At 33.5% G+C, this 14835-nt stretch carries 12 protein-coding genes; 8 read left to right on the top strand and 4 right to left on the bottom strand.

Going from position 1 to position 14835, the window contains the following annotated elements:
• Positions 1–22 precede the first annotated feature (22 nt).
• Positions 23–1024, bottom strand: a complete 1002-nt coding sequence (locus NSED_RS05965) for an archaellin/type IV pilin N-terminal domain-containing protein (RefSeq protein ID WP_014965351.1) — start codon at positions 1022–1024, stop codon at positions 23–25.
• Positions 1025–1082: 58 nt separating this feature from the next.
• On the opposite strand from NSED_RS05965, the gene NSED_RS05960 reads away from it, so the two are divergent.
• The 5 genes from NSED_RS05960 to NSED_RS05940 all read left to right on the top strand — a co-directional run bounded on the left by NSED_RS05960 (position 1083) and on the right by NSED_RS05940 (position 6659).
• The gene (locus NSED_RS05960) at positions 1083–2816 is read left to right on the top strand and encodes a type II secretion system F family protein (RefSeq protein WP_014965350.1); all 1734 of its coding nucleotides are present in this window, start codon (positions 1083–1085) and stop codon (positions 2814–2816) included.
• Positions 2817–2818: 2 nt separating this feature from the next.
• Entirely contained in the window at positions 2819–3268 is a 450-nt protein-coding gene (locus NSED_RS05955) for a hypothetical protein (protein WP_014965349.1), read from the top strand.
• On the top strand, positions 3262–5529 hold the full coding sequence (locus NSED_RS05950) for a hypothetical protein (RefSeq protein ID WP_014965348.1): 2268 nt from the start codon (positions 3262–3264) through the stop codon (positions 5527–5529). The genes NSED_RS05955 and NSED_RS05950 overlap by 7 nt, the downstream gene beginning before the upstream one ends.
• Before the next feature lie 61 nt (positions 5530–5590).
• Positions 5591–6049 carry a hypothetical protein gene (locus NSED_RS05945; protein WP_014965347.1) on the top strand — a complete coding sequence of 153 codons (459 nt, stop codon included), beginning with the start codon at positions 5591–5593 and terminating at the stop codon, positions 6047–6049.
• A 127-nt stretch (positions 6050–6176) separates the two neighbouring features.
• Positions 6177–6659, top strand: coding sequence for a PEFG-CTERM sorting domain-containing protein (locus NSED_RS05940; protein WP_014965346.1), 483 nt, complete (start codon positions 6177–6179; stop codon positions 6657–6659).
• 79 nt (positions 6660–6738) lie between these two features.
• Here the strand turns inward: NSED_RS05940 and NSED_RS05935 are convergent, their stop codons facing one another.
• From NSED_RS05935 to NSED_RS05925, 3 genes are all read right to left on the bottom strand, one after another.
• Positions 6739–7038, bottom strand: coding sequence for a hypothetical protein (locus NSED_RS05935; protein ID WP_014965345.1), 300 nt, complete (start codon positions 7036–7038; stop codon positions 6739–6741).
• 406 nt (positions 7039–7444) lie between these two features.
• On the bottom strand, positions 7445–7666 hold the full coding sequence (locus NSED_RS05930; protein ID WP_016940287.1) for a hypothetical protein: 222 nt from the start codon (positions 7664–7666) through the stop codon (positions 7445–7447).
• A 273-nt stretch (positions 7667–7939) separates the two neighbouring features.
• On the bottom strand, positions 7940–8272 hold the full coding sequence (locus tag NSED_RS05925) for a hypothetical protein (protein ID WP_014965343.1): 333 nt from the start codon (positions 8270–8272) through the stop codon (positions 7940–7942).
• A 181-nt stretch (positions 8273–8453) separates the two neighbouring features.
• On the opposite strand from NSED_RS05925, the gene NSED_RS05920 reads away from it, so the two are divergent.
• From NSED_RS05920 to NSED_RS05910, 3 genes are all read left to right on the top strand, one after another.
• Positions 8454–10664 (top strand): FTR1 family protein, encoded by a 2211-nt coding sequence (locus NSED_RS05920; RefSeq protein ID WP_232212393.1) that lies wholly within the window; start codon positions 8454–8456, stop codon positions 10662–10664.
• The gene (locus NSED_RS05915) at positions 10654–12771 is read left to right on the top strand and encodes a hydantoinase/oxoprolinase family protein (RefSeq protein ID WP_014965341.1); all 2118 of its coding nucleotides are present in this window, start codon (positions 10654–10656) and stop codon (positions 12769–12771) included. The genes NSED_RS05920 and NSED_RS05915 overlap by 11 nt, the downstream gene beginning before the upstream one ends.
• Positions 12772–12878: 107 nt before the next feature.
• Positions 12879–14612 carry a PEFG-CTERM sorting domain-containing protein gene (locus NSED_RS05910; RefSeq protein WP_014965340.1) on the top strand — a complete coding sequence of 578 codons (1734 nt, stop codon included), beginning with the start codon at positions 12879–12881 and terminating at the stop codon, positions 14610–14612.
• Positions 14613–14835 lie beyond the last annotated feature (223 nt).

Genomic DNA, 14835 nt, shown 5'->3' with positions numbered 1-14835 from the left:
AAAAAATAAAAAAAGATGCGGGTTAAATTCCCGTTACTTTTATGACTGATTGTACTCTTGCAGTACCGCCATCAGCATTCTCTGTTGATATATTGACAACTAGGTTATCTCCTACTCTGACAATTTGATTGTCAAGTCCAGGAATTTCCTGTGTCAATACATCTGCATAGAAGTATATTGATTGGCCTGTACCTATTGGGGAATCTTTGATGTTTGTATGTGTAAACACTTTGCATTCTGCTGCAACATCGTCATCATCTGGAACTGTTTTACAACTTATGAATCCCTTTGTACTTGGATCTAATGCTTTGAATGTTGCTGAACAATCTGCATATGAACCAGTTCCTGGAGTACACTTATCTGCAGAATCAATATTTCCGCCATATGTGGCACTATTTGAAGGATTCTTTCCGCCAAATAAGGTTGCAACTGCTGTACCATTCAAAACTTGAATTGTTCTTAGATCGTCTTTACTTTGAAAGACTAGTTTTCTTCCAACTGCGGCACCTTCACCTTTATCAGCCTCTCCATCAGTTCTGGAACTACCTGCACCTGAAGAGCTTTTATCTAGTGAAATGAGCCATTGTGCTCTCAGAGGATTATCTCTGTTTCCAGCTGGCTCACCTTCACTTCCTCCATTTCCAACCCCTGGACATGATTTGCCATCCCAAGATACTCCTGGAGTGGTTTTACATCCAACTACATTTTCATGTAATGATTCATAGAGAATAGGCTCACTAAGCTCAGATTTTGAAACAGTCATTTCTATTGATGTCCATGGCTGAGATCCTGCATTTTTCACAGTCATTGTCATGTCTGCATGACTAGATCCCTTGACAGCTTGAGCATTCTGAATTCCAATCACATCAGCACCACTTGCAGTAGTTGCAGAAGTTGAGAAGAGTGAAAACACAATTCCACCTGCAACAACAGTAATTCCAAGCAGTACTACTACTGCTAGAATAGGGCTAATGGCACGACGTCTTTGGAGTGCGAATGTCTTTTTTTGTTTGTTGTTTGTCATTATTGATTAATTACCCCTACATTTTCGTTATAAGGAAAATTTAGAGTCTACATATTGAATGAGTCAAAAAATTCAGGAAGAGAGTACATCAACATCAAAATTAAACATAAAGTCTGCATGGAATTCGGTCTTTGAGGATATTAACAATGATGTGCTATTTTCAGGAAAACCTCTTGATACTCTAGTTTTTCTTGAAAGAATAAGAAAATCAATTATTATTTCTGCAATAATTATGGCTCCTGTAAGCGTATTTCTTTATGTTATGTTTTCTCCGATTTTTCTTGCACTTAATTTGGTATCTGTCCTGATTTTTGCATATCCTAAGATTCAGCAATCAAGCTTAAGCAAAGAGAGAAAGAAAAAAGTCGAAGAGGAGCTCCCTTCGTTTGTAATCTTTTCATCAGTTCTACAAAATGTAGGAGTTGGGTTGTATGATAGTTTTCAATTGTTTAGTCAAACTGGATTATTCAAATCAATTGGAAAAGAGGCATTACTCCTAAAAAGAAATGTTGATCAGTTTGGAATTTCTCAAATGGAGGCACTAGAAGAATTAGGCAGAACCCACAAAAGTGATCAATTCAAAAACTTGCTTTTAGGATATACTAGCATATGGAGAAGTGGCGGAGACCTTTCACTATATCTGGAATCCCGTGCTGAGGAATTTTTTACAAATCTTAAAGACAGATATCAAGCATATACAAACAGTGTGGGAACAATTGTAGAAGTTCTAGTAACGTTATTGATAATTTTACCAATAATGATTATGGTTTCATCTTTTGTCCTTCCAGGAAGCTCGATGGAACAAGTAACCCTTCTTGCAACTGTGGGAATTCCAATCTTTGCTATAGTTATGGGCGTTGCAATATCTTCAATGCAGCCTGCAAGTTTTAACAAGCTAGGTTTGCATCCAAGGACAACAATACTGCTTACAGTAATAGGAATTATTTCTGGCTCTCTTACGTATTATGCTACTAATCAAACATGGATTGCCATATCTCTTGGAATATTAATTCCCTCTATTATTAGTGCGATAATTACTGGAAAACAAACAAAAGAAATCAACAGTTCTGAGCAATCGCTCCCACAATTTCTCAGAGATATGACCGAATACAAAAAGATTGGATATGATGTCATTCTTGCAATTATTCATCTGTCAAAAGAAAATCTATACAATTCTATTTTCAATAAACGAATTGGTGAGGTGAGTATTCTTTTAGACAATGGGATATCTCCAATCACTAGTGTAAAATCTGTTCAATTCCGTTCTTGGTTTACAAAAATTTCGTTTTACTTGTTAGGATATGTGGCCGAATTTGGCGGTGGGAATCCCAGAACCCTGGAAACCGTAAATAGATTTATCACCACTGCAAAACAAGTCGTAAAAGAAGGCAAGTCTTCGATTTCCATGCTTGCAATAGTGATTTTTGCAGCACCTGTAATCATGGCCTTTACAGCAACCATGATCTTAGGCATTATGGATTCATTTGAGTCATCCCCATTACTTGCACCATCTGGCAATATTGAAAACAAATTTGGTAGCATTCCTGGAATGAATACTGACTTTACCAACCTTGTTACTATTACTCCTGAATTTATGGAAATGACAAAAACCTTGATCATAACTAGTAGCATGCTGTCCGCATTTGTAATTTCAAAAGCAATTGATTTTTCATTTTACAATACCTGGAGAGTAGTAGTAATTGGGATAATAGCCATTGCTTCTGTAGTCATGATGGATAGTTTTTCTGGACTCAGTCTTAGCCTTGACAATATTTTTGGAGGAGCAGGATAGAGATGGAACTTAAAAAAAGACGTGCAGTGGGAGGGCTGATTTCGCTAATTGGGATAATTGTGGTTTTTGGTATTTCATCAGTAGCATATTTGGAGATTAGTTCATCTCAAACAAACCTCATAAATCAATCCCTTGAAGCGAATCAAAAAATTTCAGATAAAAATAATGCAAGATTAAACTTTACAAATATTGTAGAGTTCACTAATGATCATTATGATTTGACATTGGATAATATTGGAAGTGACACTGCAACTGTTCATTCCTATATTATTAATAGAAATAATGTAGTAATTGACAAAGGAGAAATTAATTCTTCAATAAATGCTGGAAATGAAAGAACAATTACGGTAAATTCAGCTACTACACAACCAGCATCAGATATCATTATGATTGTGACTGATCTTGGGAAAAAATGCATTGTACCTGCGGATGTGAGTTATAGAATATGTTGAAAAAAATAATCCTTTCATTATTTGTGGCATTAGTGATTGTAGGATTTACAAACTCAGTAAATGGTGAACTACAAGCAACGTTATGGGTTCCTGATGAGATATTGCTTAAGGAAAAATATCAAGGAACAATCATCATAGATACTAAAACAAACGAAGATGTTACGTTTGATATTATTACAGATAATGAAGAAGTTCTAAAAATCATCACAGAATCAATTACGGTGCCAAAAGGGAAACATCATGGATTGATTCAAATTGAGACAATCGGTTCTGGCAATGCAAAAGTTTTTGCAATATCTCAAGACGTTTTATTGGAAAAAAGTGTAACTGTTGTAGAATCTGCAGATACGCCTGCAGAAATTGATCTCATTTTACCCTCGGATCTAGTCAATGTTTTAGCTGATGAAAATATCCATACGGGATATGTCTTCTTACTAAATAATTTTGAAAATCCCGTAACTGCAAAGCAAGATGTTCTAGTTGATTTGACTAGTAATGGGGAGATAGAACTTGTAACAAAATCTATCACAATAACACCTGGAAAGCATTATGTGAAATTTCAGTTTAAGGCTCAGGGTGAAGGCTCAATTTCAGCATCTGCACAGAATTTACTCCCAGATGAAGAAACAATTAGTCTTGAAGATTTAGATGAAATAGAACTGATGATGGGAGTTGGCCCTGATCCAATCCCTACTGATTCTACAGGTGAGATTTATTTTTGGTTGGAACGAGATGGCAAACCATACATCCCTTCACATGATGTTAAAGTTACAATATCTATCGATAAGAGTTCTAACCTTTCTTTTGACTCTGCAATGAGAGGTGCAATTGTTTTAACGCCTAACACTGCTGAGAGAGGCACAACAAATACAGATGCTCAAAAAATCATCACAAGAACAGAAGTTCAACTTTCACATGATTCACAAAAAACATTCACAATAAAAGGAGGATCGCATTATGGAAAACTGACAGCATATACCAGCTTTGATTCTGCAGGAGATATCAACATTAGTGGTCTGGCTGAAAGTATATCTCCAAGTGAAGATGAAGAGACGATAAAATCTTCTAATATTTTTTCAACAAGTACTGAAAAATCAACAAATGATTTAACAACTGAGACCAAAATTTACGCATTTCCAGATCCTGCCTACAAAGATCTAGAGATTATTGTATCGAGTTTTTCTGATAATGGTCCAGTAATCGAAGATGATGATGAAAAATTCACACTATTTTCTGACAATAAATTACAACTAGAAAAAAGTTCTGGAATCATAAAGACTGAAGAAAATTATGAAATCATAAAGGCAAGAGTTGTTGATTTTGGTGATGCAGTAGTTTTTGCTGAAAGAAATGAAGCTGAAAGCGAAGAAATTAACATAGAAACGTCTGGAAAATATGTAAAAGATCCTGAGCTAAGTATTGTTACTCTTCCAATAATATTTAACATAGAACAGGACTTGTTTTTGATTAGCTCCTCACAAGAAAAAATTATAACTGATGCCAAAGAAGATGGAAATCTTATCAGCATTACATCTCGTCCATCATTTGATTTTGAAGTGATGAGTGAAAGTGAATCGGTAATCACTGTCCATGGGAAAATCTCAGAATCACTAGAAGATGAACCTAAAATACACGTTTCATCAAATGCATTTACAACCCAAGATACTTTGGAGATTTACAATCCTGACAGGAAGATACTAGTTTCACTTCATCCGAATTCTGTGTATCCTGGAGAAGTATTTCCAATAGTGAATCACATTGATGATCTTAACTCAAACCCCATTAGAAAATCCACTCTAAAGGTTTCTTCTGTTACTGATATGGGAACTATTGATGGCTTGTTTTACTTTAATCAAACAGGAACTCATGATATTATTTTCTATGACAAAAACTCTATTCCTATAAAATCTACCATTACGGTAAAAGGGGCTCCAGTAAACCCTCGAATTATTGGAGATGGGGAACAAAAACCAACTACTATCACATATGACATAACAGTTCATGATGGAGAGGGTTCTGGAAAATACGAAGAAGATGAGGAAGTAACAATTAGTGCAGCGGCAACAAAAGATGACTTTGTATTATTCAAAAAGAAATTGGCAGGTTGGGAAAATCTCCCTTACAAAGACTCAACAGTTACATTTGAGGCTGATGATGATATTGAAACCCGCCCAATTTATCAAGATGATTATTCATTGTTGTTGTTGATTGCAGGCTCTGGTGGAGGTGGTGTGGCCTTTATGATAGTAAAGAAAAAATGACCAAACCCGAAGATAAGAAAGAAGACTCTGAAGAAGATACACTGCTGGAGTTGTTAAAAGAATGATTGATCTGGGGTTGAAATCATTAAAGAGAGTGGATTTTTTTTCAAAAAAAGAGAAAAAACAGAACAAGACCAAAATTTTACTTCAAATAATTGATAGAATTGAAAGAGAAAATCCAGAAAAAAAAGACCAACTACAAGATCTTAAAATAGACATTGCAGAAAATATACCTCTCACAGATGAAAAAAAAATATACCTAAAAAAAGAAATTGATTGCTTTAAACATTCCAAAAATTCAAACCAAAAAATAAAAGCACCGGATCTTAAAATAGATTGTGGGATTCCAGAATTTGAAAATGCCATTACTGGATGTATTACGTCACTTAGTACACTAGAACAAATTATCAAAAAAATTGAAATAAATTCAGATTTACTTTACCAAGAAACAAACATTACAAATGAAACAGAAAAACTGGAACAAATAAAAGAAAAAACAATATGTTACAAGATAATTTAAGAACAATCCTGTCGAATCTTAATATTACATATACTGAAATCTTAAATCAATTAAGTAAAGCAAAATCTATTCAAACAAAAATGGCAATTCTTAATAATGAATTAGATTTGAAGAGAGACTGTTTGAAATGAATTTCATACCAATTTTAATTTTGTTTGCATTAATCCTTATCACAACTCCAAATGTATATGCTCAAGAAGAATTTGATGAGGAATATGTAGAATTTATTCTGAATCATATTGATTCAATTAATGAACTACTTGAACAAACAGATGAAGAATATTCCAATGGAAATAAAGATCTTGCAATGAAGTATGCGACCACTGCTTATCTTGAACATTATGAATACATTGAATCAGAACTAGGACAATACAATGAAGAACTCATAGAAGAAGTCGAATGGGCTATGCGTGAAGAGTTACGTGGAATGATAAAAGATGAAGCACCTGCACCAGATGTATCTGAAAAAATAGATGAGATTAAAGGAAATCTACAAAATATTGCCGCAATCGTGCCTGAATTTGGTACAGTTGCGATGATGGTATTGTCTATTGCAATACTAAGTATAGTTGCAATTACTGCAAAATCCAAAATCAGTATAAGAGTTTAGACTCTTTTTTTCTATTTTTTATTAAATATTCTACGTGATATTTTTAGTATATAATTAAAAAAATTAGAAATCTCACCAATCAATTTGATAAAACTGATAAAATTGGCATTGCATCCCATTGATACATTTCATAAGTCAGTATTCCAGAACAAATCTTTTCATATTTTTTAAAAAACTCTTTTGCTTCTTGTTCTGTTGCTTCAAAAACTGCCATGGATGAAACCTGATTATCAAATGTGCCTGACCACATTATTCTTCCTTGTGATTGCCATTCATCTACTAGAATGGATATCTGTGGAGAAATCATCTCAAGATCAATAGGTTTGGTTTCTTTTTGTATGCTACTTACTAATACCCAATTCTTTGTTTCTTGTTTCATATTTTTAATTATATTTTTTTGATATTAAACATAATGATGAATATATGTTCTTATTATAATTACATAGTACAATAGAAAGTAGAAAAATCTCTTAAACCTGATTTATGATTTTGAAATAGTGTTGTAAAATTTCAGACATCTATAATAATTAAAGAACCAAAATTACTTTGGTCTTGTATTTGATCTATCATTCCACACAAGTCATTCAAGGCTGACTCATTGGAACAACTGACATGCAATAGTCTTCATACTTACCCGACCATGGAAGTATTTCTATTGGCACTTTTTGGTCAACAGTCAGTTGTTTCAATGGTTATTTTTTTAAAACTTAAAAATCAATTAGAAAACTATGACAATACTTTCTATGTAAATATCTGGTTCCACCATTTTGATTCCTTTTCTGATTTTAACTAAAAATAGGGATTAGTAAAATTAACACAACTACAGTTGTGAATATACTATGCCCAAATGCTACTTGTGAATCAAATGAATCCCACAAAAATCTAAGGGCCCGATTTGTTACAAGAAATGTTGTGCCTACATAGAGATAGTATACTCCAAATACAGCACCTTTGATATCTTCAGGCACATATCTGGAGACCATTGTTCTTTGAGACGTTATAGTCATCTGATAATCATTTACTTTTTCTTTTTACACGTAACTGTGTTCTGCAGCACGGACATTGTATTCCATCAAATTCTAGATATGCATCGCAAGAAGTGCATCTCTTTGTAATGGAACTATACCTTCTTCGCTCAGAGCGATACCTCTCGCAAATTCCTCTACATGCCAATTTAAAGAATTAATCTATTTCCCTTTAGGTATTTGTCTTTATGGTGTGTTGCTTGATAAATTGTTAAAATATTGCTACATAACAAACAAATTTCAATTGAAATCAAACTAGACATTTTGATTTTTAAGATTTTTTTTAAATGTGATTGTGGGCTTAAATTTGGAAATGATGATATTTACATCTATAATTCTGCTTTGATATAGTTTAACTTTATGTCTATTATTTGTAAATATTAATTCAGATGAAATTAATGCATTTTCTTCAAGTGATTGAATTTTCTTATATGTTGAACTAAGTGGCGTTTTCAATTCTTTTGTTATTTCTTGAACACTTTTTGATTTATTAATAATTGAAAATAAAATATGTCTTGATTCCAAGTCTGAAAATAGATGTAAGATCTTATGATTAATGTCAAATTTTGTTGCATGTATTGGACTCATTTTTTTCATCGCAAAACAACTTCTCGTAAACAAAGTAATAAAAAAATCAGTTATTTCAAATGTATGGAATCATCTTTTAGAACCAATGTAAGTGCTAGAAATTTTAGAGCAATTTCATTCTATGACTGTAGAATCAATCAGAAATTTAAATATCTTCTATGACATTTTCGATTTGTTCTTTATGAAAATTAGAATAATTATAGTTTTTTTGGTTTTTGTTGCATGTATAACTTGTATTGATGATTTATACGCTGAACAAGATTCTGCATCAATCAGAACTGCTGTAGACTCCACTTTTTTGGGTCTAGAACAAATTCGAGACAGTTTGAAATCTAATAATTTAGATGACGCAAAAAAATACTCTACATTATCTTCAGAAATCTTTGGTAAATATGTCCAAATTCTAAGGACCACTGGGTATGAACATGTAGACGAAATTCATATTTCATTACTTGATCTAAATTCAAAAATTGATACTGATACCGATGTTTTATTTGAGATCGACAAAATCCAAAATTTGCTTCTAGAAGTTCCTTATGATCAATCTTTGCCCGATTATGTGATTGTTAATTTATTATCTATTGCTGATGAGAAATATCAGACTGGAATTCAAAACAACGATGAAATCTCGTACCAATATTCACTAAAATTAATTCAAAAAGCTGAAACTATGTTATCTGAAACTAATTTTGATGATAGGCTTGATCTTGAAATTAAATCTTTTTTCAATGAACTTAACAGTCTTACTGAGAAAAGAGAGGACTTTGTCAAAGTTGGTAATTTGATTACTGTTATACAAAAAGATGTACTTGGAACTGAAACAGTTGCATTTGATCAATCCGAATTGTATCAAAACATCTATGTTCTATATGATGAACTTGTTGAATCTATTGATGCAGGAAATTATGTTGTGGCTGAAGAAAAAGCAATAGTTGCGTATCTTGATAATTTTGAATATCTAGAACCTGCAATTGAAAAGGTAGACAAAGAATTACTTTATACTCTTGAAATAGATATGCGTGAAAATTTACGAGATATGATAAAAAACAACAAATCTCCTGATGAAATAAAGCAATTTTTAGAAGAAAAAATCATTCCAGATCTTAACAAATCTGAATCGTTAGTGTCTGAGCATTTATCATCAAATCCCTTGCTCCTAACTAAAAATGAGATAACAAATGATGATGGTCTCAAAAAGATGGGGGATTCCACCGATGAAGCAAAATCTATTGTTCGAAATGAAGTTGATTTCATTCGTGATTCTTTAGATGATGTGGTGATTTTTTATGAAAATGGTGATTTTCAGTCAGCATATGCTACTGCAAGAACAGCATATCTTGATAGTTATGAGTTTGTAGAAATTCCTCTGAGAACAATAGCCCCCGATTTTACTTTGGAGGTAGAATATCAATTTGCAGAACTTCGAAATCTTATTGATAAAAAAGAAGACTTGGGAAAAGTCAGAGAGGTTGTAATTGCAATAAATAGAAATCTAGATGAATCTGAAAGATTGGTTAGTGGGACGGGTTCTTTGGCACCTTCAATTGCTTTTACTTCATCATTTGCAATTATTTTCAGAGAAGGATTAGAATCTGTATTAATTCTTGGGGCAATCATGACTTATCTTGAGGCATCAAGACACAATCAATTAAAAAAATACATTTACTATGGTGTGATTGCAGCTTTTGCAGCAACTGCAATAACTTGGATAATTGCATCATATATAATTGAAATTTCAGGAGCTAATCGAGAATTAATAGAAGCAATAGCCGCATTGTCTGCAACTGCTGTTTTATTTTACGTGAGTTTTTGGGTACTAAATAAAATTGAACATAAAAAATGGATGGAGTTTGTAAAAGCCAAGGTTTGGCAGGCTACGACAACTGGCAGCGTTATGGTTTTTGTAATGTTGTCATTTTTTACTGTGTATAGAGAAGGATTTGAAACTGTTTTATTTTATCAAGCAATGTCTGGATTTGCAAAATATATGGAATTTTATGTTGGTCTAGGTTTTGTTCTAGGTATCTTATCACTTTTTGGATTATACTTTGTAATGAGAAAACTTGGAAAGCGATTACCACTGCGTGCATTATTTGGATTAACGATGGGAGTTGGAGCATATCTCTCAATTGCATTTTTAGGGAACGCAATACGTGAACTTCAGATATTGGATATTGTTCCATACACTAGTATGATAGGAATAATTCCAAGATTAGATATCAATCTTGCAGCAATGACTGGAATTTATCCTACACTAGAAACGGTAGTTGCCCAGACAATATTGTTAGGAGTTTATTTGCTTGCATCATCATATGTACTTGTATTGAGGCCAAACAAGGAAAAGCAACTGGCATCCATGAGAAAATCTAGAGGCGTAAAAGATGTCCAATGATCAAAGAGTTAGAATAGGAATTGATGTTGGAGGAACTTTTACAAAAGCTGTTGCAATAGATGTTAAAACTGGATCCATTATCTCAAAATCTACTGTACCTACCACCCATTCATCTGAAAAAGGCGTTTCAGAAGGAATAGTCCAAACTATCTCAAACATATTAAATGATTCTGAAATTGAATTGGAAAACATTGAATTAATTTCCCATAGTACAACTCAGGCAATCAATGCTCTCTTAGAATCTGACACCTCTAAAGTTGGAATAATTGCAATGGGTGTTGGTCCTGAAAAAAAAGACGTAGTCAAACGTACCAATTTACAAGATACAAAAATTAACTTTAATCAAGACATCAGTACATGTCATGCATTTTTAGATACTTCGCATTTAATTTCTGAAGAAGAAGTAAAAACAACAATTAAAAATCTACAAAACAAAGGTGCTAAAGTAATTGTTGCAACTGAATCTTTTGGAGTAGACGATCCTTCCAATGAATTATTTGTTATGAAAAATGCTGCAGATCTAAACATTCCTTCTACTGCATCACATGAAATTTCTGGAACGTATGGTCTTGAAATTCGCACTCTGACTGGAGCAATAAATGCAAGTGTATTGCCAAAAACTTTCCAAGTTGCAAATTTTGTAGAACAAGCAATTCGTGAAGCAGGAATTAATGCACCTCTGATGATTATGAAAGGAGATGGAGGGGTTACAAGCATGGATACTTTTAAGACAAGACCTGTTCTCACTATCTTGTCTGGCCCTGCAGCAAGTGTGGCGGGTGCTCTTCTTCATCTCAAGGTGACTAATGGTATTTTTGTTGAAGTCGGTGGAACTAGTACCAACATATGCATAATAAAAAATGGAAAACCTGAATTTCAGTATGTGACCATTAAAGATCATCCGACATGTGTTCGTTCAATGGATGTAAGAATTTTGGGCGTTGCCGGTGGTAGTATGATTCAACTCAAAGATAATCGCGTTTGGAAGGTTGGTCCAAGAAGTGCACATATTGCTGGATTGAAGTACTCTTGTTTTGCAGACCCTGATGAATTGAAAAATGGAAAAATCACCATGATAAGACCTAAAGAAAATGATGATGAGTATGTAGCCATAGAGTGCAAAAGTGGGCTTTATGCTATCACAAATACATGTGCTGCAAACGCTTTAGGTATGATTGATAAAAATGATTATGCATTTGCAAACAAAGAATCTGCAAAAATAGCAATTGAAATCTTAGCCAAAGAGATTGGGATCACATTTATTGAAATTGCTCAGTCTATCATCCAAACATCCTCCTTTGAGATTATGAAAACTATTAGTAAAATCATAAAAGAATTCAAACTGACCCCTCAAACCACAAAAATTATCGGTGGTGGGGGAGGTGCATCTGTATTAGTGCCATTTGTTGCAAAGCAACTACAATTACAATATGAGAAAGCAAAACATGCGGAAATAATTTCCTCTATTGGAGTTGCTTCATCTATGCTACAAGAAGAAATAGAGCACACTTTGATTGATCCTACCCCTGAGCAGATTAATCAAGCTCATAAAAAAATTCATGCTATAATGATTGGTAAAGGAGCAGTTCCTGAATCGATTGCAATTGATAGTCAGTACATTCCTGATAGATCCATTTTAAGAGTTACAGCAATTGGAAATGTAGAACTTGATAGTGCAGAATCTACAAAAAATTTCTTTACGTTACAAGAAGCAAAGAATAGAGCCAGTGAGATACTCCAAATTTCAGAAGAATTAACTGATCTTAGTTTTGAATCTGATCATTATATGGTATTTTCTGGACATATTACAGAAAAACATCTTTTTAGCAAAAAACATCGTCATCCACTACTTGTGCTTGATAGATTCGGCAAAATGAAAAAATATTTGAAAAACGGAAAAATTTTTCAGGGTGGAAAAATATCTATTCTTGAAGAATTAGATGATTTCCTGGAATCTAGAAATAATGATGTTGCCCCGCAAGTTTATTTGATTAATGATTTGAAACTAATTGATTATTCTAGCTTGATTTCTTCTTCTCAAATACTAAATGCAGTCAGACAAGAGTTGGATGAAAACGAGCGAGCGTCAATAATAATTGAATTATAGAGTTTAGAACTTTAAATAAAATTTCATCTTACATGATTCTATGTTTTTAGAATAGATTCCAAGAATTCACATACTCTTTAAATCATCTTTCTTGAATTAACGTGCTAATGACAAAAGTTACAATAATGACACTTCTAATGACATCTGTTCTTCTAACGTTTACATTTTCCCAAGTGGCATCTGCAGAATCTTTCCAAGACAAAGCCAATTTTGCTTCTTCCCTTGAAGAAACACTGGGACATTTTTGGGCATTAGAACAAAATCTTGATGATAAAAATGCCGAGCTTGCACTAATTCATGCAACCCATCCTATTGCAGAACTGTATGATTCAATGAAACCCGTACTAAAGGCATCAGATCCTAACCTCGATGCCCAAGTTCAACAAACATTGATGGAATTACAGAACAAAGCAAACACCAAGGTATCTCGAGCACAAGCTCAGCAAGCAATTGATGATGCAAAAGGTGTTGTTGCAATAGCACGTTCAACTGTTGTTGGAGATGAATTAAGTAATGAAACTGCCTTTAAGGTAGAATTAATCAAAGTTTTACTAGATACATCTGTAGCAGAATATGGCGAGGCAGTATCTGATGGTATCATCGGAGAAATGGCTGAATTTCAAGACGGCTCTGCATTTGTATGGAGATCCCAGCAGATTTTCAACGAAATAGAATCTGACATTGATCAACATATGGCTGAAGAAATTGAAGAGTTATACATCGATTTATGGGCAGCCTATGACGCAAGAGCAGATCCGTCACAAGTAGCAATTATAGTAAATGGCATACTTCACGAGCTTGATGAAACTAATGAATCAAGAATAGAATTTGCTTCTTCCCTTGAAGAAACACTGGGACATTTTTGGGCATTAGAACAAAATCTTGATGATAAAAATGCCGAGCTTGCACTAATTCATGCAACCCATCCTATTGCAGAACTGTATGATTCAATGAAACCCGTACTAAAGGCATCAGATCCTAACCTCGATGCCCAAGTTCAACAAACATTGATGGAATTACAGAACAAAGCAAACACCAAGGTATCTCGAGCACAAGCTCAGCAAGCAATTGATGATGCAAAAGGTGTTGTTGCAATAGCACGTTCAACTGTTGTTGGAGATTATCTTAGTAACGATATAAACACAAAACTTGTTTTGATGAAAGTTTTACTAGATACATCTGTAGCAGAATATGGCGAGGCAGTATCTGATGGTATCATCGGAGAAATGGCTGAATTTCAAGACGGCTCTGCATTTGTATGGAGATCCCAGCAGATTTTCAACGAAATAGAATCTGACATTGATCAACATATGGCTGAAGAAATTGAAGAGTTATACATCGATTTATGGGCAGCCTATGACGCAAGAGCAGATCCGTCACAAGTTGAAACATTTACAGGTGGAATCATTCACGAAATTGATGAAATTTTAGGTGTTGAAGATGAAGGGCATAATCTGTTAGAATATGTCGAAAATATTCAAGAATTACTTGAACAAACAAAACTAGAGTATGGTAATGGAGATAAGGATATGGCACTAAGTCTTGCCACAAAAGCATATCTTGATAACTATGAATTTCTTGAAGCTCCTCTAATTGAGTTGGATCAAAAAGAACTCATGGAGGAAGTAGAAGTCATGTTGAGAGAAGATCTTCGAAACATGATTAAAAATGGAGAACCTACTTCCAAAATAAATGCACAAGTAGATGCAATTCTTGAAAAAATGGATACTATAGGTACAGTTGTTCCAGAGTTTGGTACAGTTGCTATGATGGTATTGTCTATTGCAATACTAAGTATAGTTGCAATTACTGCAAAATCCAAAATCAGTATAAGAGTTTAGACTCTTTTTTTCTATTTTTTATTAAATATTCTACGTTATATTTTTAGTATATAATTAAAATCAAGTAAAAATTAGGACAATATTTTCTCAAGTATTCTTAGAATTGGTATTGAAAAGAGTGTTAAACTGATCTTGTAAATCCCGCTCAAGGATTGTTCCAAATCGAATGGGCAGCGGTAATGATTTAGTGCGACAAATCATGTAAAACATGATTTATTTTTCA

Origin of the sequence: Candidatus Nitrosopumilus sediminis, assembly GCF_000299395.1 — an archaeon.
Lineage (GTDB): Archaea > Thermoproteota > Nitrososphaeria > Nitrososphaerales > Nitrosopumilaceae > Nitrosopumilus > Nitrosopumilus sediminis.
Note: the sequence above shows the minus strand (reverse complement) of the source record. Positions and strands in the feature narration are given on the sequence as shown.